This window comes from Halomonas sp. FeN2, from assembly GCF_020595105.1.
Classification (GTDB): Bacteria; Pseudomonadota; Gammaproteobacteria; order Pseudomonadales; family Halomonadaceae; genus Vreelandella; species Vreelandella neptunia.
This window is the reverse complement of sequence record NZ_CP074200.1, coordinates 4,643,236-4,665,482: the sequence shown is the minus strand read 5'-3', so window position 1 is coordinate 4,665,482 and position 22,247 is coordinate 4,643,236. Positions and strand designations below refer to the sequence as shown.

The window sequence follows — 22,247 nt, the reverse complement described above, 5'->3', positions numbered from 1 at the left end:
GCAACTCATATCGAGCTTTTCAGCCAAGATCAATACACAAATACTTGGTTTCCAAATACTCTTCCAGGCCCTGATGCCCTCCCTCGCGGCCCAGACCAGAGGCTTTTACCCCGCCGAAAGGCGCAGCAGCGTTGGAAATGGCGCCAGTATTAATCCCCACCATACCGTACTCCAGCGCTTCGGAAACACGCCATACTCGGGCAAGGTCACGGGAGTAGAAATAGGATGCCAAACCATACTGGGTATCATTGGCCATCTCAATAGCTGTCTCTTCATCGTCAAACGGGAAGACAGCGGCCAATGGGCCAAAGGTCTCTTCGTGAGCCACTTTCATCTTGTCAGTGGCAAAGCTGATCAGCGTCGGCGTGAAGAAATTGCCGCCCAGCGGATGCGGATGACCACCTAACAGCAGCTCAGCGCCATTATCGATGGCGTCCTGCACATGCTCGCTGACTTTTTTAACGGCGTTATCATCGATTAACGGGCCGATATTGATGTTGGGTTTGGTGCCATCACCCACATGCAGCTCGCTGTTCATGGCGACCGCCAACTTTTCACAAAAGGCGTTAATCACACTGGACTGCACCAGGAAGCGATTAGTGCAGATACAGGTTTGCCCGGCGTTACGGAATTTAGCGGCCATGGCGCCTTCCACGGCGGCGTCTAAATCGGCATCTTCAAACACGATAAAGGGCGCATTGCCGCCCAGCTCTAGCGAGATTTTCTGGATATGCTCCGCCGCCTGGGCCATCAGCTTGCGCCCTACTTCGGTGGAACCGGTGAAAGTAATCTTGCGCACTTTGGGCGATTGGGTCATCGCTTGGGCAATATCACTAGCGCTACCTGGCACCACGTTAAAGACTCCACGTGGAATGCCTGCCCGTTCAGCCAACAGCGCTAAGGCCGTTGCGGAAAAGGGTGTTTGGCTAGCGGGTTTCACCACTATCGTACAGCCAGCGGCCAGTGCCGCCCCGGCTTTACGGGTAATCATCGCCGCCGGGAAATTCCAGGGCGTAATCGCCCCCACTACACCAACAGGTTGCTTGGTGACGACGATGCGTTGATTGGCGTTCGCCGCTGGAATCGTTTCGCCATATACGCGCCGCGCCTCTTCGGCAAACCAACGTAAAAAACTAGCCGCATAAGCAATTTCACCCGCGGCTTCCTTTAGTGGTTTGCCCTGCTCATAGGTCATCAGCATGGCCAAATCCTGCTGATGCTCCAACATCAAGTCGTGCCACTTCAGCAGCAAGTCAGCACGCTCTTGGGCAGTCAGCGCTCGCCAGGCCGGTAGCGCAGCATCCGCGGCATCAATGGCCCGCTCGGTCTCGGCTTTACCCAAGCGAGGAATATCGCCAATCGCTTCGCCGGTGGCTGGATTCAATACCGTAATCTGCTCGCCGCTATCTGCCGCGACCCAACTGCCGTCAATATAGGCAAAGGGGCAATATAGCTGTGTTTCTTTTAGCGCTTCCATGACAGGCTCCTGACCAAAAATGATGGCCTCGTAGGCTCATTAACGTCTTCATGCTAAGACGAAACACCCCTTTAAACCAAATTTGCAGCGTGCTGTACCGACCAGTGACCAGCTATAAATTAGCTAATGAGCATTAAAAACTCTTGCCGAGTCGCTTGATTCTTGCGGAATCCACCCAGCATCACCGACGATGTCATGCTGGAGTTCTGTTTCTCTACACCACGCATCATCATACACAGGTGTCGCGCTTCAATTACCACGGCAACGCCCTTTGCATCAGTAACGTCCTGCACGGCCTCTGCGATCTCGCGGGTTAGGTTCTCCTGAATCTGCATACGACGGGCAAACATGTCGACGATGCGCGCAAACTTAGACAGTCCTAACACTTTGCCATTGGGTAAATAGGCAATATGGCATTTACCGATAAATGGCAGAAGATGATGCTCACACATTGAGTAGAGCTCAATGTCTTTCACCAGCACCATCTCATCTGTTTGCGACTCAAACACCGCACCATTAATAATATCGTCCAATGACTGAGTGTAGCCCGCATTGAGAAACTGCATGGCTTTGGCTGCACGCTTAGGCGTATCTCGTAGCCCTTCACGATTGGGGTCTTCACCAAGTGCGGAGATTATCTGGCGGTAGTGCTCGGCAATATCATCGGACATATCTAGCCTCATCAATAGCTATCTCAAAAACTATGCGCAATTGCGTCCAGGCGCTAACCAAGGTCTTCACCTTTTTTTACGCGTGAAAAAGTAACATCATTATTAGGATGGCGTTACCTAGCGTCACCCACCACTAGCATTGTACAAAAAGTATACCCAAAAAAAATTCTGCACAACTGATATTAGGCAACGAGTGTATTTTACCGCATATAGGTTGCCTGTGACTTATCTACCTGCGTCAGAGCGCCGCGTCGCTAACTTTGCAACCTAGGGGCCTGTGATATGATTGAGGGGTATATTTTACTGCCTTTATTGCAGGCGCCAACATTGAGAGCTCGCCATGTTATTTAAGCCAACGTCTTTTTGGTTAACCGCCCTTGCGGCCCCCTTTTTTGCTACTCCGCTATTGGCTACTGCTGCAGAAGCCACGCTTTCATTACCCAATGAAGCCACCGTCGGCGTAGAAGTCGTTGAAGAGCTTGCATTTGAGTCAAACCAAGCGCGCCTCAACGATATTTTACTTCACCCCACCCCAGTAACCGACGCCTCGCACTCCTTACCCGAGTACTGCGTCATCGTAGGCAGTGCTCAAATGGTTGATGAGCGCATTCGCGTCACCACCCAAGAGGCGACCTGCATTGAAACACACGATGCAGACAGCGACATTTTTACTGGCGAATTTAGTTCCAGTGCTTATGGCGAAGAGGGTCAATACGGCATCGCTTGCGAGGGCAACCCTTGTACGCTCTCTCCTGGCCAAGCGTTCCTTCTTACGCTGGATCAACCCGTTGAAATTGAAGAGCTGGAAAACCCTTCTGCAGAGCTTAACGAACAGCGTCGCCAAGCAGACGGAGAAGGTATCGCCAATCCTGTGCCTCGCGAAGAAGCCGTGCCTGATTGACCTTGCTCTACTATCGCCATAACTAGCCAGTGGTGTGCTGAAAACCCATTACGCCAACCAGAGTGGGTTCTCTAACTGAAGGCACTGCTGCTCTAATTGGCGGATATGCTGATCCCAATAGCCGCTATCCGCCAGCCAGGGAAACGCCCGAGGAAAAGCAGGATCATCCCAACGTGATACCAGCCACGCTGAGTGCCTGATCAGCCGATAACTTCTCAGTGGCTCGATAAGCGCCATCTGCTCGGCAGGAAATGGACACGTCTCTTCATACCCTTCGGTGATTTCACTTAACTGCGATCGCCATTCCTCGGGGTCATCGGTAGGCAATAGCATCCAGATATCCTGCATGGCGGGCGCCATGGTGCAGTCGTCAAAATCGACCAGGGTAAACTTCTCGTCCCGCCCCAGCACATTACCCAAGTGGCAGTCGCCATGACAGCGAATCATGCTGCTGGCGGGCACATCATGTTTTAGGAGCTGCTGGTGGATCTTTTCGATCACACGGTCATAGGCCCGGCGCTGATGATGGCTCATCCAATTGCTGGCCAACACGCGCTGCTGAGCATCAAGAATACCGCTCGCCATTTCTAAACGCGGGCGATGCTGAAAGGTTTTTTTAGCTGATACTTGGTGCAACCGCCCCAGCAGCTCACCCATGGCAAATAGGTGCGATGGGTTATCAAGCTCCGGCGCCTGGCCGGGGCAGTGGGGAAACAGCGTAAACCGAAAGGCCTTAAAGTAGTGTAAAGACGCCCCCGCCTTATCACGCCAAGGGGCAACGACCGGCACCTGTTGGTCTACCAGCTCCTGCAGAAAATCGTGTTCCTCCTGAATCGCACTATCTGACCAGCGGTCAGGCCGATAAAACTTAACGATCCAGTTTTTTCCGTCGTCGTCGCGAAATAGCAGCACACGATTTTCATAGCTATTTAGCGCAAATGGCTCGCCCGCAGGCCAAATATCCAGCGATTCAACTGCAGACATCACTAAATCAGGCGAAAGAGAGCTAAACGGGTGTGACATAGGCCACTCCTGGGTTGGCGAAAGCGCAATTGAGTATGCGAAAGGGTATTCTATCAATCCTTACCTAACGGTGTCCGCGCGGCCGCCCAAATATCAACACGTTTGGCACCTGCCTCCAGCGCGGCACGCGCCAATGCGTCGCCCGTAGAGCCAGTGGTGACCACATCATCGATTATTAACAAATGCGCCGGGGGCGGTGATTCAAAGACAAAGGCACCTGCCAGATTGGCAACCCGTTGGCGGCGATTCAACGTGCGCTGGGAAGGGGCATCCTTTACTCGCTTGGCAGCCACCATGGGCACCCCAAGCTGGCGGCTGAGCTGTTCCGCCAGCCAGTGCGAGTGGTTGAACCCTCGCGTGCGGGCATGTGTAGCGGTCATCGGCACTGACAACAGTGCATCACCCTGGATCATCGGCGGGGTTAGTAGCATTAATTCAGCTAACAACGTACCCGCCCGCGGTGAAGCATGAAATTTAAAATCATGCACCAAGTGTTTAATCGCCCCTTGATACAGTAGTCCCGCCTGGGTGGTCGAGAATGTCGGAGGGTCAACTAAGCAGTGCCCACACAAGCTCGCACCATGAGCAACTGGGTCACCGCATTGGCGGCAGGCATGCAGGTTCCACGGCAGCTCGCACAAACAGGTTGCGCACCACCCTTGGCCAGCGGATGCCGGTGACAAGCAAAATGCGCAGTAGCCTGGCATGGCCTGCTTTATCCAATCACCTCCCCACTGTAGCCATCCCTTTAATGCCATGCCGTCTCCTGACTGATGTATAGATTAATATCAAATTATTGATTGACTTCTATCACAAAGTTGATAATATACGCCTCGTCTTAGCGGATGTGGTGGAATTGGTAGACACGCTAGATTTAGGTTCTAGTGCCGTAAGGTGTGGGAGTTCGAGTCTCCCCATCCGCACCAATTACTTGTTAGTTTTCAAGCAGTTAGTTTTATCCCCTTCTCTTGTTTAATCACCATATAGCCAGTTTTGGGCATAGTATGGTCAGCTTTTTAGTCAGTTTTACCCCTCCTCAATCTTGATCCGCAGCCTCATAACGATGAACGTCTAGCACGTATTATCAATTGAGCGCCTTCCTTATGAAGCTTTTCCTATTGCTTTTCTTTTTGTCATTTTTTATTGGCAATTCCTCTTTATTATTCGCAGCACCACCCACCTCCTTTAGCTCAGCCAAGCGCATTGCAGAGCAGCAGGTCTATCACGACCAATCTGAGTCGTTCTACTGCGGATGTACGTTTGATTTTGATGCGGGCCCTAATCTTGAAAGCTGTGGCTATGAGGTTCGCAAACAGCCTGTACGAGCCAATCGCATAGAGTGGGAGCATGTGATGCCCGCTTATGACATCGGGCGGCAGAGACAGTGCTGGGCTGACGGTGGCCGTGATAACTGTCGGCGCACAGATCCAGTGTTCCGATCAGCCGAAGCCGATCTTCATAATCTTGTACCAGCAGTCGGAGAGGTAAACGGCGACCGATCCAATATGCGGTTTGGAATGGTCAATTCACCCCTTCATGGATACGGTGCATGTGACGTCTCGGTATCGTTTGAAGAGCGCACTTTCCAACCACCTCCCAATCGTCGCGGCGATATTGCCCGCACGTACTGGTACATGCGTGACACTTATGGCATCTCAATTAGTCGCCAGCAACAGCAACTGTTTGAAGCTTGGAATCGTATGGATGCGATCGATGATTGGGAGCGTGAACGCAACCGCCGCATTGCTTCTATTCAAGGTTCGGGTAACGCGCATATAGCGGCCATAAGCGAGAGCAATGAAATCATCACTCAGACATCGGTACCGATATTTGAGCCCACTTTCTCAGAGGGCTTTAATTGCGATGAGCGAAAAACGTGCGGTCAGATGAGCTCTTGCGATGAAGCTCTTTATCACTTGCAGCAGTGCGGAAACGGCCGGTTAGACGGTGATAGTGATGGTGTGCCGTGCGAGTCAATCTGCCGATGATTCGATAACATTAAGCCGGATTAATCAGCTCCTCCCCCTGCCCTTCCGCCGGTTTGTTGACCGCAGTACTCACAGCCCAATGTTCAATTAACCCAGCATCAATGTGATGAACCAGGCTACGAATAGTCTCCCGATCCGTCACGTCAGGTGCTAACCAGTGCTTGAGACTGTCGTCATCCAGTATCAACGGCATTCGATCATGCACCTCTGCAGCACTACCCCGCCCGGGTTCAGTGACGATCGCACAGCCCATGCTGCCATCTTCACGCTCAGCGAATATGCCGGCGAAGAACAGCGGCTCTCGATCGACGCGGCAAATGTAATGCGGCTGTTTAGGTTTTGAGTTCTTGATCCATTCGTACCAGCCATCAGCGGGGATCAAACACCGATGCTTAGCAAAGGCATTTTTGAAGTAAGCATTGGTGGCCACCGTTTCTACCCGGGCATTGATCGGTTGATTGCCGTTGCCTTTCGCCCACTTCGGGCGGTAACCCCACCACATCTCATCAAATATAGGTGCTTCGTCCTCTGCACCCTGACGCACAGCTGCAATCCAGGTGCCGGGCGCGACGTTGTAGCGAGGCCTGGCGTTGTGCTCAGGCACAGCTGTACCGACCAGGTTGGCCAGTCGATCTAACGGGCTGAATAAAGCGAATCGTCCACACATGAGCGAAGCATAGTCGATATAACTCGCTTCGCAGCCGCCCTTCCATATGAGTACTTGCAGTCAACGATGCTCTTCGCTTATCGTCTGCCCTATATACTGTATACATAACCAGCATTTTAGGAGGCGCTTATGTCTAAATCATACGAGCAGCTAGTCAAGCGAGTGCAGAAACAGATCGGTAGTCCTAAAGCGCAATCTGAGCACTGCGTTGAACTGCGACGCCAGCCCGATGACGCTCCGGAAGATTGGGCGCGCATGCTTGAAGACCTGGGGACTGTCGAGAACGTGACCATGATCCCTCTGGATGACGCTGCAGAGCACATCCGCTTGCGCTGGAACCCAGAGGAGTCGATGGCATGAGCATGCACCTCTCGATACTCGGGCGCGTCGATACCACCGCCCCACCGCTTAAGCTGCCCCTAGCGGCAGGCGAAGTGCGCACCGGCTTTCCCTCTCCTGCTGATGACTATTTGGAAACTGAGCTGGATCTAGTCGCCCACCTAATCCAGCACCCCAGCGCAACGTACTATCTACGGGCAAAAGGGACATCGATGACCGGCGCGGGGATCTATGACGGTGACCTGCTGATTGTCGATCGCTCACTTGAGCCTAAGTCTGGCCATATCGTCATAATGAGCGTTGACGGTGAGCTCACGTGTAAAAAGCTGGGCGCAATCGGCCACCGCCCTTACCTCTTTGCCGCCAACCCTGAGTTTCCGCCAATGCCGTTAGAGGGCCGAGAGTGCCAGGTATGGGGCGTCGTCACACACAACATCCACTCGCTGGCCCCAGGGTTCGCTGTATGATTGCGCTGGTCGACTGCAATAATTTCTACGTCAGCTGCGAGCGGGTATTCAATCCCAGGCTGGAAGGCAAGCCGGTTGGGGTGATGTCGAATAATGATGGCTGCGTGGTCGCAAGATCCGCTGAAATAAAGCAGCTGGGCGTAGCCATGGGCATGCCCGCGCACCAGATCGACCCGCACATTCGCCGCCAGTGCATTCTGCTGAGCTCAAACTACGCGCTATATGGCGATATGAGCCGACGCGTCACTGACGTTCTCAGCCAGCACACCCCACACGTTGACGTTTACTCGATCGATGAATCATTTTTGAGCTTTGAAGGCTTCGAACCTGAAACGCTGACTGACCGGTGCCAGGCAATGCGGCACCAGGTGCGCCGCGATACGGGGATCCCTGTCAGTGTCGGGCTGAGCACATCTAAAACGCTGGCGAAGATCGCTAACCACCGAGCCAAGAAAGAACCTGGCTTCGACGGCGTGGCCACCATGCATCCAGATAGCGACGATACCCGGGCTTTCCTCGAGCAGCTGCCAGTCACAGAGATCTGGGGCGTGGCTGGGCGCAGCGCCGTCCGCCTGCGCACGCTGGGCATTGAAAACGCCTGGCAGTTGCGCGAGTCATCGCCTAAGCACCTGCGCAAGCACTTCAGCGTAGTGATGGAACGCATTGTTTGGGAGCTGCGCGGCGTCGACTGCATCCATCTGGACGACATGACCCAGCCCAAAAAGCAGATAATGGTCTCCCGCTCATTTGGGCGCCTCACCAACAACAAAGCGGATCTTCATGAAGCCATCCGCGTGCACACTTCTCGCGCCGGCGAGAAGCTACGGAAGCAAGCCGGTTTGGCTCAAGCGATTATGGTTCTCGTGCGCACGAATAGATTTAGGCAGGATCTGCCCAGCTACAGTAAAAGCCTAGTGATACCGCTGCCCCACCCGACCGATGACAGTCGGGTGTTAGTAAGAGCCGCTATCGCAGGGCTGGAGAGGATATTCAAACCGGGCATAATGTATCAAAAATGCGGCGTGATGCTGATGGATCTCTGCGACCACCACAATGAGCAACTGGGCCTGCTGGCTGAGCCAGTGAGTGATGAGAAGCGGGCCAAAAATGAAAAGCTGATGGCCACGCTGGATAAATTGAATAGGGAGCACGGCAAAAATACGGTGCGGCTCGGGATTCCGAGGAAAAAGAACGCATGGGAATTACGTTGTGAGCATCGCACGTCTAGGTATACTACGAGATGGGATGAGCTTGCTAATGTAAAGGTGTGAGAATGGATACTTTAATTTTTTTTAAAAGCTATGAGTACTTGGCACCTTGGCTGCAAGCAATTGGGGCATTAATCGCTATATTGATTGCTATATTAGTACCCGCTTACCAGAACACCAGAGAAAGACGGAATAAAGAAAAAGCAGAATTGGATTATTTATCTTCTATCTTAACATTATCAGAAGAAGTATATTTATTATCAGAGTACCTGCACACTTGCAACGCGATACTAGGAGACAACATAGTTTCTTTAAGAAAAAAACAATTTAATAGTTACTTATCTTCTCTTGAGTCTATTTCTTTCCAGGACATTCCTATCAAGAAGGCATACATACATCTAGATGACTTCAGAATAAACATGGGCAACATACTATATTCTGTAAATAGAGCGTGGGAGAACCAACACCAAGATGATGATTATATAGAAATCATTAGGGCCTCGGTTGAGACATCTGCAGGCTCATTAAAAGAACTTGGAAGAGAGATAAACTCTAGCACATTAATAAAAAATAAATGGAAGTTTCCTACTTACAATAAATTTACTGAAACTAATATTATTAATATAAATAGCTAGATTAAACGCCATCCTTGGCAATACTGAGTCCCTTCTGCACCAACTGCACATCCCTGTCGTGACGCATCCTACGTGCTATAAGCGGCGTTCCTGGCGTCACGCGCTCACAATAGCAGTGTTTCCACGCCCATTATGTAAGAGATCACTGACAGTTTTTGTAAGAGATCTCTTACAAAAGGCAAAAAAAACCGCTTCCGCGGCGATGGTGCTGGCTATCAACTGCTATCCCTGAGATGGAGCGAGAATAATCGCGGTTCGCTCGACGCCGAATACCGATTCCATCTGCTGCTTTAACATACCGTAATACTCGCTTGAATGCTCAACGCTCAACGAGTCATCCCACATGCGACGCTGTTTAGGTGGGGCCTGTTTTAGCTGCTCGTCTAGCGTTTCGGCCTCGGTGTCTGTGACACGTTGCCAGATGTCGGTTTTAAACGTGAATTGATACCGAGCGTTATGCTCTGCAATCGCGGCCTGCAGCTCTTCCGGTGTTCTCTTAGCCATTACACGACCCTCACTTTGAGATTATTTGCTTTCAGCGCTTTGATACGCACTGTTGAATTATCCGGCTGATCCCACTCGTAGTCTGTCCCGTTGATAGCGCCCTGGTTTAATACGTTGGCATCGTAATTAAGCGTTACCCCTTGTGAGATTGGGATTTGTGTCGCGTTGTTAGTGTAGAGGATGATGGCCAGGTCTAGCTCGTTGCCTAGAGCAGGAAAGTCGGCGTCGGTGGCTGCGGATAGCAGAGCTGAGGGCATGGTGTTTGCCGTAATATCCATAGCCTCACTCAACGCACCCCACACATCCTGTTTTGTCGCCACCGCCCATGTCTCGCCTGCATACGTCGCGTTAGTGTTAATCTCCCACGCTCCCGCGTTATCTCGCGCGATGTTACGGGCGCCTTCACTAGCTTTGACGACTTTGAACGTCATGCGTCCATCGGTGCTGAATGCGTAGTTAATGGTCTGACTGTTCGGTGTATCCGTGGCAAATGAGGAGTTAATGTCCGTCCAGAATGTGCTGTCGATTTGACCACCAGCCTTGGTGATGGCGGGGAGGTGTTGGTCTGTGATGGCGTAATATGTTTCGCTCATCAAATACTCAAATACGTTTCCGTAGCTAGTTACAAAAAGTTTTTCACCATCTGCACTTAACCAAATTCCAACAGGATTAGAGGTGAGACCAATATTTAAACTAACATTATCGTAAGATGCCGTACTAAGATCAAAACCTATTGTTAGAGTGTATTGGTATACGACCTTGCCATTCAACCCTCCGGTATATAATTTCCTACCATTCAAGCCAAAAGCCATGTAGCAGGGGGAGCTCATACCTCTATCATTCAGGTCAAGGAAAACATTATCGTAAGATGCCGTACTAAGATCAAAACCTGTTGTTAGAGTGTATTGGTATACATCTCCGCCCGCAATGTCGCTAAGCAAAAACATCTTAGTCCCACTTTTATTAAAACGTACAACCTTTATATCACTGGTCTGAGGACAATCAAAGCTAATATTATCGTAAGATACCGTATTAAGATTAAAACCTGTTATTAGAGTGTATTGGAATATAAAACCACCCCCGGCTACGTACATTTTGGTTCCATTATTATTAAAATCTAAGGAATCAGCCGCGCTAGTTTGAGAGCTTACAGAATAGGTAGATATAAGAGAAGATAACGTACTGATATTAAAAGGTTCTGAAAGATTAAATTGGTTTATGACGTTACTATTGTTAACAACAAATAAATTTAACCCATCTGAACTAAAGCACATACCTTGATTGGTGCCAACGGCAGTAGACCTTTGGGTAACATATGATGCCTCATTAACGTCACCAAAACCAAGCGCTATATTACTTACTTCGTAGCTATTATCTGAAAATTTTAACCCCTCCATTTTCCAAGCGCCGGATGGGATGGGTGATACGTCATTAAACTCCTTGCGAATAAAACACTCTCCACTGGAAAGTATTAGAACAGCTTCCCCCCCATTCCCATAAATAACCTTACCCACATCAGTAGAAGCAAACGAACCGGAGTCAAGAACCAGTTTTGCGAATCCACTTACATCGTCAGGCGTCAGGCTGGTGGCATACGCAGTATTTTCAACGTCATAACCAGTGCCGTTAGCATTCAAATTCCACTGATTGCTTGTCACGCTAGTTTGCGGCACTTCTTTTATCACTGAAACGACAGCGGAATCTGTAAGTGGCGTAGTCAGAACAACTCTCTCTTGCTGGCCTTCGAAGAATGATTGGGTTAGCGTTCCTTTAGTGCCTCTAGCTTTAATCTCGGCGCTGATTTTTTCAGATGACCACGTAGTCACCAAGCCCATTTGTTCATCAACAATATACCCATCAGAAACGGCCTGCATGGCCTCATTGCGATACTGAAGCGCCTCTGCAGCAGAGTTGGCTGATTCACCCGCTTTTGTCGTTGCCGTAGCTGCAGCTGAGACGGCAGTGTTTTTAATAGCGGTGGTATCAGTGATCGCCTGCTGCCGGGTTTCCTCAGCGGCTTGCAGGGCATCATCAAGCGCCTGGGCGATGCTGGCCACCATCGGGTTAAGCTGGGCACTGAACGTTTCTAACGCGCTCTGGGTGTTCGTGAACTTGGTAATAAACTCGCGGTCGTCGCCGGTCACGATGCGGTAGAGCGTTAAATTAATTTCATCAGGCGTGGTCATGGCCATGGTCATACCTCAATAAACGATAATTTGGTTTTGCGGTGCAGGGGTATGTAATGACTGTCGCCATAGCCCTCCGTCATGCGCGCCAGGAACGCGCCGTTCAGGCGCTCGATGCCGGTGCTTTCGGGGTAGAGATCCACAAACACGTCGGCAATCATGCCGCGCTGCCCCAGCTCGACCACGAGCCGCGAACGGTCAGCGTCTACCAGCCAATTCAGTTCGATGGTGGCCGTGCGACGGGTGTTGCCACCGTTGATCGTGCGCAGCGTCTGCCCGGCGCTATATTCGTGCTGGGCCCTGTCTTGGTTGGCAATGGGCAGGTCATAGCTAGCGTTAAACTCCGGCACCCAGTCTTGACCCAACACGATGCGGCCTATCTCAATCGCGCCGTCACTGTTACCGGGGTCGTTTATCGTGATGCGGTAACCCGTGATGGGCGTAATCGGAAACCGAAACATCGTCGCTGGGTTGCGTAGCTGCTCGTTATAGGTCGCGCCCCATGGGTCGATGCCCGCCCGCCAGATCCCGGCAGGGATAATCTCGCCGGTGGATTGTTCGCCGCTGTCCCACGGCTCGTTCTCACCTTCCAGCAGGGTTAAGCGCACGGTGCCCGCTGCACTCAGGTTGTGCCCCAACAGGTTCAGGCTATCGACAAACGCCCCGGCGGGCAGCGTGCCTACTATCACTAGCTCGGTTAGATCCGCGCTGCGGAATATTTCGGCGCGGTCGTTAATCTGAGTGTTTTCAATCGGCGTGCCGCTCGCCGCGCTGCTGGCCGTTAGCGTGGCGGTGTCGTGTTCGTTGTACAGCACTAGCCGTAGGTTTTTGGTTTTGCTCACAGAATGATCTCCAGCTCCGCTTTACCGCCCACTTTCTCCAGCCGCACGGCAGAGACGCGCCCGACCCGGCCTACTATGGGCGGCACATTCACCGTGATGGTTTGGTATATCTGAACCGTGGGCAGGTACGTAATCAGCCGCCAGCGCTCCCGGCGTACCGCGTGATAGCCCAAGCGGCGGTCGCGTTCGGCGACCGCTTCGGCGCTTAGCTGCATTAACGAATTAACGTTCTCAGGGGTAGCCAAGGGGTGATTCGGCAGCGCCTGTTCTGCCGTGCTTTCCCGCCACTCCTGTTTAAAGCGTGCCGCCAAAGTGGGGTCGGTATCATCGATCACCCCGGCAACGGTGCGCAGCGGGGCGTCATTGCGCCCCCATCGAAACGTTAGGCCCGACCACGGCGGCTCTACGCTAGCTAGCTGCAGGCTGTTTTCCTGCACGTTGTCGGCGCTGAGCGTTATATCCGGCGTGACACCGGGGGAAGCGCTCACGCCTTCAAACACGCGCACATCGAGACGGTCGAACGCGTCAATGTGCCAGCCCGCGCCCAACGATTCACATAGCGCGTCCAGCACCTGGGCGCCGGTGGTTTCCGCGCTGCTGTAAAACCCCACCGCCACATCGGGCAATACCGTGCTGGGTGATACGGTTTTGCCATAGTAGTCCGCTACCCACTGCACCATGCTCATCGGTGTATCGTGCTGTTCATGGGCGGCGGCGGTAATCTCGCTACCGCTACCGGGGCCGTTGTCCAGCGTAAAGGCACCATCGGTTAGGTGTGCCGTATGGGGCGCATCATTGCCAATATCACGCGGGGTAACGCTCAACAGCGGCAGAAAGCTTACCCGGTAACGCAGCGTTGCGGTGTCAGTGCGAAACGCAGGCACGTTGAAGCGCTGCCCCAGCAGCAAAGGCACCGGGCCACCGTCGTCGGGCAGTTGCCCGGTGTCGATCGGTTCGTTTAGCTGCTCGCTGGAATCGATCACGCTCAGCGTTATCTCGCCGGTTTTGTACGATTCCAGCCCGCCGTTGGTGGCTAACGCAATGGGCCGAAAATCCGCCCGTGGCCACGTTTGATCCCCCAAAAACAACCGCACAGGCCAACCGCGCCACTGGTAATCCAGCCACTCGGTAATGCGCCCATCGTTGCGCAGCTGGATTTTTCCAATCTCGATTAACCCATCGACCCGCGTCGAGATCCCCGACGCGATAATCAATAGGTCATTCCAGACCGGGTTCGCCAGCGCTTCAAACGCCGGGGCAACGTAGGGTTTGTCGGCTACCTGCACCGTGCCGCCCGCGTGTTCCAGCTCCGCCAGCATCACGCGGTTTTCATTGGGGCTTTCTAACCAGCGCTTGAATTGAGCATCACTGATCATGCGGGGTTCCTTATTTTCAAACGGCTATTGCGCTCGGTTTCTTCCGTTGCCGTGGCGGTGCGCCGGGTAGGCTCCACCATTTCCCACGTATTGCCTGCAATCGCCGCCAACTGCTCTTCCAGCTGCCCCACGCGCTCTAACAGTCGTGCGTTGTCGTCGCGCATACCCGCAAACGCCCGCAGCAACGCGGCGTTGTTATCGGCCTGGGGGTTGGTTTGAGATTGCATGGGCATGGGGGGCATGTTCGGCATAGGCAAGGCACGCTGAATGTTGCCCAGCTCGCCCATTAGCTCACGCTGATAGTCACCGGCGGCATAGGCGCGGAATTCATCAGCGATACCCTCACGCGATGGCACCACCATTTCACGGTCGTGGATCATTGCCAGCTGGTCACCGGGAATAGACCACGCGCCGGTGGCGTAGGGCGTTACGCCCTCGTTTTTACCGATAGCGTTATAGTGAGCTTCAACTGATCCGTAATCGCGGATGATGGCGTCTAACACCTGCTGCTGCGTCCAGCTAGAGTTGCCGCCCTGGCCATTCGCGTTGACCTGGCTGGTTTTGTTAGCCAGGTACGCGGCTTGATCAAACACCGTGCTGCCAGACCCGCCGCCACTGGAACCGCCCACACTTGCCGGGGCCGTGTCCGCATCGTAGTAGGGCTGAATACCTTCACCTCGCCCAACGGCGGCGTAGTGCGCTTGTATAGAGCCATAGTCGCGGATAATCGCGTCTAACACCTGCTGCTGCGTCCAGTCTGTGCGCCCACCCTGCCCGGTCGCGTTGACCTGCGCGGTTTTGTTAGCCAGATAAGCCGCTTCGTCAAAGCCACCCCCACCCCCGCTATTGTCGGCAAATTCGGGCATGATCGAGCTAATAGCCGATGCTAGCGAGCTGGGTAGCAGGTCGATAAGATCCGCAATAGAGCCCAGCAAATCGCTCTGCCGTACCTCTTCACTGAGCGACGAAGACAACATTTCACGGGCGCGCTGCTGCTCGCGCAGCATCTGCCGTTCGATGCTCTCAATCGTGCCCAGCGTCGCTACCGATTCGCCGAAAATGTCCTCCAAGCTGCGAACCGAACTGGTGACATCGTCGTAAATCTCAGCGTACTGGCTAGACGATTGGCCGTAGTAGTTAGCCGCTTCTGCTAGGTACGCGTTAGACGCTCCCTGCAGCTGGCTGGCAGCCTCGGTATCGCCGTTCTCTGCCCGTACCTGCAGCTCCGCAAACTGGCGTTGCGCCTCTTGCAGCCGCTGGGCGGGGTCTAAAATCGATTGATCCGATAGCGCCAGCGAATCCAGAAAATTACCCAGCTGCTGGATAGCATTCAGCTCGTCACGCAGCTGCTGTTCACGCTGCCGCGCCACTTCGCTGGCCAGCGACATTTGCTCGTTATAGGCATCCAGCGCATCATCAACGCCGCCCACAATGCCGCTGCTGTACAGGCTCGTGCGGTTGAGTAGATCAACTCGCTCAGCCGCCCGCGCTGCGGCCAGCTCATTCTCTGCGGTGGTCGCGTCAAGTGTCGCTTGCCGCTGCTCTTCCATCGCCGCGATGTACTGAGAAAGCGGTTGATTGAGCTGTAGAACGGTCGCTAACTGCTCTTGCCCCGCTGAGCCCATCAACTGCAGCCCCTCAACTAGCTCACGCACGCCCTCGCGGGTAGTCGGCAGCTCGCGGCCCATGTCGGCAAACGTGCCCGATAAGTCGCTAGCCAGGTTGTCGAATTTCTCCTGCTCGGTGTAGAAGGCGTCGTAATAGCCTGATAGCAGGCTGTTCAGGCTGTCGGTGCCGCCCACTAGTGAGGCGAGGTTCCCAGCCGCATCCAGCGCGCCCGCTGCAGTGGCGTCGAACTGAAGCCCTAGCCGATCAACAGCACCACCCAGCGTTTGCACAGCCTGAGCGCTGGATAGGATCGACTGCGTAGCGGCTTGAATATCTGATCCACTGCCCAGGGCTTCGCGAAACTCAGCGTTCATATCGGCGGCAACCGCGGCGGCCATTTCGCCGCCGACGTTCTCAATCTGCAGGCCACCCACCAAGCCCTGCACTAGGGCTTCACCTTCGAACTGGCTTAGCGCCTCTTCAAAGATGCTGTCTGTGGCATCCAGCACGGCGCTTAAACGCTCGTCTACAATGCCGCCGATGTTCTCGGTGCGGCTAGATTCCCAGCCGTCCAACGCTGTGCGGGTTTGCTCCAATTGCGCGGCAGTCATCACGCTGGCTAGCGTGTTGTCGATCTCGACAAACGCGCCGACCATTTCGATTAGCGCTGAATCGTCAGTTTTTTGCTTTTTCGTGACGCCGATCGTGCCCAGCGCGCTATCCTGCGCCCAGCCGATGCTCCGATCATTCCGGTCGTAGCGGTAAACGCCATCGCCTGCTGTATCGTCTCCGCCGATTTGGGAGCCTATCTGGCCGTAGGATTTGCGGTCAGAGCCAAAAAGCCCGCTGATACCGCTAACGATACCGTCAACGATGCCAAGGCCAAGTACCTCATCGATGACCATACCACCGGCCAACCAGGGCGCAGCGGCACTAGCAGCACCCATAAAGCCGCCGCCCGCACTTGCTGCGCCTGAAGCCGCACTGCCTGCCCAGCCACCGTAAGCGCCGGTAGCTGATCCCAGCGCGCCGCCGTAGCCAGCGGCGGCGGTTGAGGCGCCGCCGCCAAACAGTGAACTACCAGCCTTCAACAAATTGCGGCCAGCGCTTATCGTGTTGCCAAAATCCAAGCCACCGCCGGACTGCTGATTACCGGCACCCAGCCCTAACATGCCTTGCAAATCAGCGGTTAAGCCCACTGTTAATGGGCGTGTGATGAGCGCGTGAGCGACTTCCGCCACGCCATCCAGCACAATGCCTTTAAACTGGTCTACCGCATTGCCGGTGCCATCCAGCCAGCCGCGCCAAAAGTCTTTTCCCGCATCATCCATGCGCTCAACGCTGCGATCAAACGCAGTGGCCATCGCAGCAAAGGTGCCTTCAGACTCCAACGCTAGTCGATACTGAGCCTCTTCCACTTCGGCCATCATGCGGGCGTATTGCTGCGCGCTAATGGCGTTGCTATCGAAGGCTCGCTGAATCGCCTGTTCGTCGGTAGCGAGCTGCTGGGCTTTCTGGCGTTGACGGTCGTACTGCCCTACCAGGGCTTTCAGCTCTTTTTCGTACTGTTCGGCGCCGGTGGCAGAACGCTTGTACTGTTCGGCGCTCCAACGCAGCGCTGCGCCGTAGCGCTCTTCGGTAATCGTGCCTTCCGCCAGTGCCCTATCGAGGGTTTCCAGCCGCCCAAGGTAGGTTTCATAATCTTTCAGCAGGGGATCTATTTCCTGCTGTAGCGCTTGAAGGGAGTTCGCTTGCTGTTCCGCTGCTTTAGCCGCGGACTTTGATGCCTCATCGTTATTTCTGAGGATAGGTGGAACGGTTATGGCAGAAGCACCCAACGACTCGTACTGGGTTTCTAGGTTGGCCAACGCTTCCTCATGCGCTTTAATCTCAGCCAGCGTTTCAGGGCTATGGATTCCCTGAACCATGCCATCTTGTGCACTTTGAATGGCGCGCGCCTGGCGGCCTAATTCGCCCGCTGCAATTCCTAGAACGCCGCTACCGCTGATCATCCCGCTATCAGCAGCGGTACCGACTTCAGTGACTTCGATGAAAGAGGTCTTTAGCGTTTGCAGATCCGCCGTCAAATCTGCAATACGGTTTTGAACAACCGCCCGGCTCATGGCGTCCAGGCTTCCGGTCAGTTCAGCAACACGATCCGCTGACGCTTCAATCTCAGGCTGTACTAATCCCAGCTCTTCACGGAAGTAGTAGATAGCCCCGCCTGCAAGCATTGCAGCACCTAACGGGCCACCCACCAATGCAAGCGCGCCCGCACCTGCACGCGAGGCAGCGGCCATCCCTTGCGCCGCGACTGTTCCACGGGCCATAGCGGCACTGTTGGCATTAACTGCGGCTGTATGTGCAGCTTCGGCTCCAATCGCCCGCTGGTTGGCAGCGGCTAGTTGCGTAATAGCTTTAGTACGTAGGGTTGTATTGCCAGTGGCCGCCGCGGTGGCCCTGGCATTTTCGTAGGCGCGCTTTGCCGCGGCTTGCTCTGAAACCGCAACACGCAGGGTTTCCGCTGTTTTAGCCCGCGCCGCTGTCGTAGCCGTTACATCGGCTTGCGTTTGGGCAACCGTTGCCGCGGTGTGAGTCCCAATACTTAAGGCAGAACTGGCAAAGGCACCGGCATAACGCCCCGCCATTACAGCAGCCGTCAGCATCGCTACGTCTTGAACATCATCCAGCACGGCAGCAGCACCGCCCGCCTCCTGGATAAAATCAGTGAGCCCACTCACAGCAGTCGCCAGGCCCGGGCCAAGATCCGCCGCTAGTTGGTTTTTAAAACCATCCATGGTGCCGGTTAGTTTCGCCATGGCGCGATCAGCTTGAATCGCGTTGTCGATATCGACTTGATCCATGGCGACGCCCAGCGAGCGAGCCTCTGTCGTTAGAGCACGAAGACCTTCCGCATTATTCTCAAGTAACGGCAATAGACGCGTGGCATCATTTCCTAGACGCTCCAAGTAGCTGATTTGCTCGCCACGGCCCAGGCCGCTAATGGCCTCACCAATTTTGAGCAACTGCTGATCAGGTGATAAGTTGCGGAGTTCTTTTATCTCAAGGTTCAGGTTTTCAAATAACGCCGCCGCTTCGCCAGTGCCTTCTGCAGAAAACTCACCAATTCGCTCAGCTACATCTTTTAAAATATCGCCAATGGCCCCGCCACTTAGCTTTACCTGCTGAGCAGCATAATCCCAAGCCTGCAGCTCAGTGGTGCCCATACCAATACTTTTGGCGAGTGCATCCATATCAGCAATAACACCCGCCTGGCTGATAATGCTGCCAGCACCAAACGCCGTTGCCATCGCCGCCGCGATCCCTGCCACATTGGTGCGCAGCACGTCTAAGCCACGACCGGCAGCCACCGCACCGTCATCAATATGGTGGAGTTGCCGCCCGGCCTGCGTAACATCGGCGCCAAAACGCTTTGATTGGCTAGCGCTACGCTGAAAGCGCTGTTCTAACTCATTTAACTCTTTACCCGTTTTCTGGATGGCACGAATGCCACCGCTGGCATCGCCTGTGATGACAATGCCCGCTTGATAGTTATTTCTGGCCATGGGATTACCTCAACAAACGGGCACAAAAAAGCCCGCTCAATGGCGGGCCTGCAGCACTAGTATATGTAACTAAGTATCGAATTTAATATGGAGAGGAGCGGGCTTCATCATAACGAGATGCATCTTTCTTTCACCGTCATTATTGATAAATAAGATCTTATTTTCACCTTTCACCACCGCTTTTGCCGCCTCCATCTCTGTATATACAGGATGGCCGTTAACCGCCACCAGGTGATCGCCTGGCTGCAAACGACCATACAGTTGAGACGCCGTATGAATATCTTTAACTTTCAAACCAGCATTGTCTGGAAAAGCATCCTCAGCATTAATATCGATTGCGTTCTGGGCTTCCCTTACATCGCTTACAGCCTGACTACTCTCCGATTTTGTAAACGAGACGCCAGCAAGCTGATCGCATGAGTTCTGATAAATACTATTAATCATGCTGAAAATAGCCGCCAACATAGCGGCGCTAACAGCCTGTCCAACAGCAATGGCCCAAACAAACACATTGGGTTCTCTCACGGTTTCAACGCGACCAAAGCTATTCTGGCGAGGAATTTCAACATATCCGGCCGTCGAAATTATGATGATGCCACCAATGATTGCCAACACTACCAGCAACCACGCAAGCGCAACCCACCCTGTCCAGCGATCTCTATTCGGCAAGTTCTGGCTCATAAACTATCCCCATTAAGTAACCTCAACAGGGAACGTACCTCACTCAGTTAAATTTGGCTAGCAAGGCTATGCTATTAATATCCCCGCCCTTAACAGCGCCTGTTCCGCTTGCTGTGCGCTATGCCAATCGTTGACCCACTGCGTTTGCTGTAGGCGGTGTTCTAACTGAAGTGCAACCTCATAGCTGACGCGATCACTAATGTAGTCATCAGCACTGTTCGCCTGCTTCGTATCATTGAGCACACACAAGGCACCGGCTTCTATGTACTGCACCTGATGTAGCCGCTCATCCTGTTCGTCAAAGCTTAACCGGGCAAACGCGGGGTGGCCGTAAAGAGCGGTATATTCCAGCCCTTGATACTCTTTACCCCCGAACCCAGCGATCACGCGCCATTGTGTCCGCAAGCTTAGAAACTGTTCGAGCGCGGGCCAGTGCTCCCGCCACACCGCGTAGGTCAGGGGAGCCGGGGGTTCGTCAGTTTCGGGCAGCTCAATGCCTAGCACCTTGGCATCGTCTGCCCGGTTATCCTCTACGCTATCCCCCGCCCAGAACCGGCCCGCGCCAATTAGTTTTTTGCAGCGGCCTGTTGCCGGCCTTCCTGGGCGGCGAACCAGCTCAGCAGCAAGGGACGGCGAACATAGGTTTTTTTCAGCACGGCCTTTAAAAGGTCATCGGTATATTCCAGCTGCTTACCTTTTTCGTCTTTAACGCCGCCCAAGCTGATCAAATCTTTCAATACATCATCATCACTGAGCTTACCTTCACGAAGTTCATCCGCTTTTTTTCGGTATTCATCCCAGTCATGAAGCTTCCACGTGGCTTGCAGTGAGCTGGCTTTCTTCTCGCCGGGCACTTGTACCGGCACATCTACGGTGATGTCGGGAATGTCTTTTAGCGTAAACATTAGGCACTTCCTTTAAGCATTCAGTTGAGGTCTTAGTGATTCGGAATTGATGGCTTACGGGGCGGGGGTGGCCCTAAAGACGAGACGAAAATCGTCGTCGTTAGCAGGGCTGGGTATGAAGCTTAGCCCCAGGTCGTAGTGAATCTTGCTTTGATTGTCGGTAGGCGTGATCGTGTTCACCTGTACCTGGTCGCCTTCAATAACCACTTCTTGCTCCGCGGCATCTTTGTGGGTGAGCGAAAACGCCACGAGCGTGACACCGTTGTGGCTTTCCACCATGGCGAAGTAGTCTTTTGTCGCAATATCCGGCGCTTCGATATTGGTTGAGCCGGTCACGTCACGATTATTGATATCTACCGATACGTGGTTCACCAGATCGGTATGGTCGACTTGGTTGCCCACATTGATGGAAAACGAGCTCATCCGCGCCAAGTGGCTATCAATGCTGGCAAGCGTGTTTTGCTTATTCACCGGCAGCTCTTTGGCCTGCGGGCCTCGCGTTGCCAAACTGGCATCACCACCGTTGACGGTCTTCTTATACAAGCCGGTTAAGCTGAACTCGATATGCGGTAGATTCTGCGCATCGGTGGTAATGGTGAAAGTACCCCGAACTCCTGGGGAGTGCTGCAGCTGACCATCTTCAACCCACCACAACTCAATACTTTCGTGGTTGTCACTGACCGGTTGATAGGTGACCGATTCGCTTCCAACGGTAGTGGTATCGACTGTTTGGGATAGCCCACAGGCACGAAGCAGGATGCCGTAAGAAGGTGGCTCACCAGCGGTTCCCGAACCTGCCAGCGGCACACGGAAAGTGCGCTCAACATATGGGCTGGTATTCACTTGCTCAAAGCCGCCTAAACCATCGCGCACCCTTTCACGGGCTACTGTGTTGCCTGCATAGGGGTTGCCACCATCCAAGCTTTTGACTTCTAGCAAGGTGGCACCGGTCATGTCAGCGCTACCTGCGCCGTAGGTATCTTCGATTTTGGCGACCACTAGCCGCTTACGCCATTTTTTAGCCATGGTTACTGTCCTTTACGGGTTTGGTGATAGCGGCCTCGGCTTTTGATTGGGGCTGCTGCTTTACACGCGGTTTGGTTTCCGAGGGTTCTTTGGTGCGATGCACCAGTACGCGCTTGCCATCGCGCATTTCATAACTGCCACCTTTAGCCATCGTTTCCTCCTGGCGTAAAAAAGCCC

At 53.6% G+C, this 22,247-nt stretch carries 21 protein-coding genes and 1 tRNA gene; 7 read left to right on the top strand and 15 right to left on the bottom strand.

The genetic code is table 11. The annotated features are described in order from the left end of the window. Nucleotides 1-19 precede the first annotated feature (19 nt). Together KF947_RS21510 and folE are read right to left on the bottom strand one after the other, a co-directional pair. The gene (locus KF947_RS21510) at nt 20-1,477 is read right to left on the bottom strand and encodes an NAD-dependent succinate-semialdehyde dehydrogenase (protein ID WP_133730656.1); all 1,458 of its coding nucleotides are present in this window, start codon (nt 1,475-1,477) and stop codon (nt 20-22) included. 119 nt (nt 1,478-1,596) lie between these two features. After that, entirely contained in the window at nt 1,597-2,148 is a 552-nt protein-coding gene (folE, locus tag KF947_RS21505) for a GTP cyclohydrolase I FolE (RefSeq protein ID WP_133730655.1), read from the bottom strand. 340 nt (nt 2,149-2,488) lie between these two features. Between folE and KF947_RS21500 the strand changes: the two genes are divergently transcribed. Beyond that, nucleotides 2,489-3,049: a hypothetical protein gene (locus KF947_RS21500; RefSeq protein ID WP_227405072.1), complete on the top strand. Its 561-nt coding sequence runs from the start codon at nt 2,489-2,491 to the stop codon at nt 3,047-3,049. 48 nt (nt 3,050-3,097) lie between these two features. Here the strand turns inward: KF947_RS21500 and KF947_RS21495 are convergent, their stop codons facing one another. Further along, nucleotides 3,098-4,072, bottom strand: coding sequence for a serine/threonine protein kinase (locus KF947_RS21495; protein WP_227405071.1), 975 nt, complete (start codon nt 4,070-4,072; stop codon nt 3,098-3,100). 53 nt (nt 4,073-4,125) lie between these two features. Beyond that, nucleotides 4,126-4,830 carry a ComF family protein gene (locus tag KF947_RS21490; RefSeq protein WP_227405070.1) on the bottom strand — a complete coding sequence of 235 codons (705 nt, stop codon included), beginning with the start codon at nt 4,828-4,830 and terminating at the stop codon, nt 4,126-4,128. Between the two features lie 83 nt (nt 4,831-4,913). Between KF947_RS21490 and KF947_RS21485 the strand changes: the two genes are divergently transcribed. Both KF947_RS21485 and KF947_RS21480 read left to right on the top strand, forming a co-directional pair. Further along, nucleotides 4,914-4,998: transfer RNA gene (locus KF947_RS21485), tRNA-Leu, on the top strand. A 177-nt stretch (nt 4,999-5,175) separates the two neighbouring features. After that, nucleotides 5,176-6,060 (top strand): endonuclease, encoded by an 885-nt coding sequence (locus tag KF947_RS21480; protein ID WP_227405069.1) that lies wholly within the window; start codon nt 5,176-5,178, stop codon nt 6,058-6,060. A gap of 10 nt (nt 6,061-6,070) precedes the next feature. Here KF947_RS21480 and KF947_RS21475 read toward each other — a convergent pair whose 3' ends face one another. Continuing rightward, nucleotides 6,071-6,727 (bottom strand): SOS response-associated peptidase, encoded by a 657-nt coding sequence (locus KF947_RS21475; protein ID WP_227405068.1) that lies wholly within the window; start codon nt 6,725-6,727, stop codon nt 6,071-6,073. Nucleotides 6,728-6,856: 129 nt separating this feature from the next. On the opposite strand from KF947_RS21475, the gene KF947_RS21470 reads away from it, so the two are divergent. From KF947_RS21470 to KF947_RS21455, 4 genes are read left to right on the top strand one after another with little or no spacing between them, the layout of a single operon-like run. Beyond that, on the top strand, nt 6,857-7,087 hold the full coding sequence (locus KF947_RS21470) for a DUF1654 domain-containing protein (protein ID WP_227405067.1): 231 nt from the start codon (nt 6,857-6,859) through the stop codon (nt 7,085-7,087). Continuing rightward, nucleotides 7,084-7,533, top strand: a complete 450-nt coding sequence (locus tag KF947_RS21465) for a LexA family protein (protein WP_227405066.1) — start codon at nt 7,084-7,086, stop codon at nt 7,531-7,533. The genes KF947_RS21470 and KF947_RS21465 overlap by 4 nt, the downstream gene beginning before the upstream one ends. Then, on the top strand, nt 7,530-8,804 hold the full coding sequence (locus KF947_RS21460; protein WP_227405065.1) for a Y-family DNA polymerase: 1,275 nt from the start codon (nt 7,530-7,532) through the stop codon (nt 8,802-8,804). The genes KF947_RS21465 and KF947_RS21460 overlap by 4 nt, the downstream gene beginning before the upstream one ends. 2 nt (nt 8,805-8,806) lie before the next feature. Further along, on the top strand, nt 8,807-9,376 hold the full coding sequence (locus KF947_RS21455) for a hypothetical protein (protein ID WP_227405064.1): 570 nt from the start codon (nt 8,807-8,809) through the stop codon (nt 9,374-9,376). Nucleotides 9,377-9,598: 222 nt separating this feature from the next. On the opposite strand, the gene KF947_RS21450 is transcribed toward KF947_RS21455, so the two are convergent. From KF947_RS21450 to KF947_RS21405, 10 genes are all read right to left on the bottom strand, one after another. Further along, nucleotides 9,599-9,880: a hypothetical protein gene (locus KF947_RS21450; protein WP_227405063.1), complete on the bottom strand. Its 282-nt coding sequence runs from the start codon at nt 9,878-9,880 to the stop codon at nt 9,599-9,601. Then, a complete protein-coding gene (locus KF947_RS21445) occupies nt 9,880-12,066 on the bottom strand; it encodes a hypothetical protein (RefSeq protein ID WP_227405062.1) in 2,187 nt (728 codons plus the stop codon). The genes KF947_RS21450 and KF947_RS21445 overlap by 1 nt, the downstream gene beginning before the upstream one ends. 8 nt (nt 12,067-12,074) lie before the next feature. Further along, nucleotides 12,075-12,908 carry a hypothetical protein gene (locus tag KF947_RS21440; RefSeq protein WP_227405061.1) on the bottom strand — a complete coding sequence of 278 codons (834 nt, stop codon included), beginning with the start codon at nt 12,906-12,908 and terminating at the stop codon, nt 12,075-12,077. Further along, on the bottom strand, nt 12,905-14,284 hold the full coding sequence (locus tag KF947_RS21435; protein WP_227405060.1) for a hypothetical protein: 1,380 nt from the start codon (nt 14,282-14,284) through the stop codon (nt 12,905-12,907). The genes KF947_RS21440 and KF947_RS21435 overlap by 4 nt, the downstream gene beginning before the upstream one ends. Beyond that, entirely contained in the window at nt 14,281-19,458 is a 5,178-nt protein-coding gene (locus KF947_RS21430) for a hypothetical protein (protein WP_227405059.1), read from the bottom strand. Before KF947_RS21430 ends, KF947_RS21435 begins: the two co-directional genes overlap by 4 nt. Nucleotides 19,459-19,527: 69 nt before the next feature. Beyond that, nucleotides 19,528-20,139 (bottom strand): hypothetical protein, encoded by a 612-nt coding sequence (locus tag KF947_RS21425; RefSeq protein ID WP_227405058.1) that lies wholly within the window; start codon nt 20,137-20,139, stop codon nt 19,528-19,530. Between the two features lie 66 nt (nt 20,140-20,205). After that, nucleotides 20,206-20,643, bottom strand: coding sequence for a DUF1799 domain-containing protein (locus KF947_RS21420; protein WP_227405057.1), 438 nt, complete (start codon nt 20,641-20,643; stop codon nt 20,206-20,208). Between the two features lie 62 nt (nt 20,644-20,705). Further along, nucleotides 20,706-21,044: a hypothetical protein gene (locus tag KF947_RS21415; RefSeq protein WP_227405056.1), complete on the bottom strand. Its 339-nt coding sequence runs from the start codon at nt 21,042-21,044 to the stop codon at nt 20,706-20,708. 54 nt (nt 21,045-21,098) lie between these two features. Further along, nucleotides 21,099-22,070, bottom strand: coding sequence for a phage tail tube protein (locus KF947_RS21410; RefSeq protein WP_227405055.1), 972 nt, complete (start codon nt 22,068-22,070; stop codon nt 21,099-21,101). Next, complete coding sequence (locus tag KF947_RS21405) at nt 22,063-22,221, bottom strand: hypothetical protein (protein WP_227405054.1); 159 nt, start codon at nt 22,219-22,221, stop codon at nt 22,063-22,065. The genes KF947_RS21410 and KF947_RS21405 overlap by 8 nt, the downstream gene beginning before the upstream one ends. Nucleotides 22,222-22,247 lie beyond the last annotated feature (26 nt).

Coding starts and splice junctions, on each gene's coding strand:
- KF947_RS21405 (WP_227405054.1), bottom strand. CDS start 22,221: ATGGCTAAAGGTGGCAGTTATGAAATGCGCGATGGCAAGCGCGTACTG.
- KF947_RS21450 (WP_227405063.1), bottom strand. CDS start 9,880: ATGGCTAAGAGAACACCGGAAGAGCTGCAGGCCGCGATTGCAGAGCAT.
- KF947_RS21410 (WP_227405055.1), bottom strand. CDS start 22,070: ATGGCTAAAAAATGGCGTAAGCGGCTAGTGGTCGCCAAAATCGAAGAT.
- KF947_RS21425 (WP_227405058.1), bottom strand. CDS start 20,139: ATGAGCCAGAACTTGCCGAATAGAGATCGCTGGACAGGGTGGGTTGCG.
- KF947_RS21510 (WP_133730656.1), bottom strand. CDS start 1,477: ATGGAAGCGCTAAAAGAAACACAGCTATATTGCCCCTTTGCCTATATT.
- KF947_RS21500 (WP_227405072.1), top strand. CDS start 2,489: ATGTTATTTAAGCCAACGTCTTTTTGGTTAACCGCCCTTGCGGCCCCC.
- KF947_RS21480 (WP_227405069.1), top strand. CDS start 5,176: ATGAAGCTTTTCCTATTGCTTTTCTTTTTGTCATTTTTTATTGGCAAT.
- KF947_RS21470 (WP_227405067.1), top strand. CDS start 6,857: ATGTCTAAATCATACGAGCAGCTAGTCAAGCGAGTGCAGAAACAGATC.
- KF947_RS21445 (WP_227405062.1), bottom strand. CDS start 12,066: ATGACCACGCCTGATGAAATTAATTTAACGCTCTACCGCATCGTGACC.
- KF947_RS21490 (WP_227405070.1), bottom strand. CDS start 4,830: ATGGCATTAAAGGGATGGCTACAGTGGGGAGGTGATTGGATAAAGCAG.
- KF947_RS21465 (WP_227405066.1), top strand. CDS start 7,084: ATGAGCATGCACCTCTCGATACTCGGGCGCGTCGATACCACCGCCCCA.
- KF947_RS21430 (WP_227405059.1), bottom strand. CDS start 19,458: ATGGCCAGAAATAACTATCAAGCGGGCATTGTCATCACAGGCGATGCC.
- KF947_RS21460 (WP_227405065.1), top strand. CDS start 7,530: ATGATTGCGCTGGTCGACTGCAATAATTTCTACGTCAGCTGCGAGCGG.
- KF947_RS21495 (WP_227405071.1), bottom strand. CDS start 4,072: ATGTCACACCCGTTTAGCTCTCTTTCGCCTGATTTAGTGATGTCTGCA.
- KF947_RS21455 (WP_227405064.1), top strand. CDS start 8,807: ATGGATACTTTAATTTTTTTTAAAAGCTATGAGTACTTGGCACCTTGG.
- KF947_RS21435 (WP_227405060.1), bottom strand. CDS start 14,284: ATGATCAGTGATGCTCAATTCAAGCGCTGGTTAGAAAGCCCCAATGAA.
- KF947_RS21475 (WP_227405068.1), bottom strand. CDS start 6,727: ATGTGTGGACGATTCGCTTTATTCAGCCCGTTAGATCGACTGGCCAAC.
- KF947_RS21415 (WP_227405056.1), bottom strand. CDS start 21,044: ATGTTTACGCTAAAAGACATTCCCGACATCACCGTAGATGTGCCGGTA.
- folE (WP_133730655.1), bottom strand. CDS start 2,148: ATGTCCGATGATATTGCCGAGCACTACCGCCAGATAATCTCCGCACTT.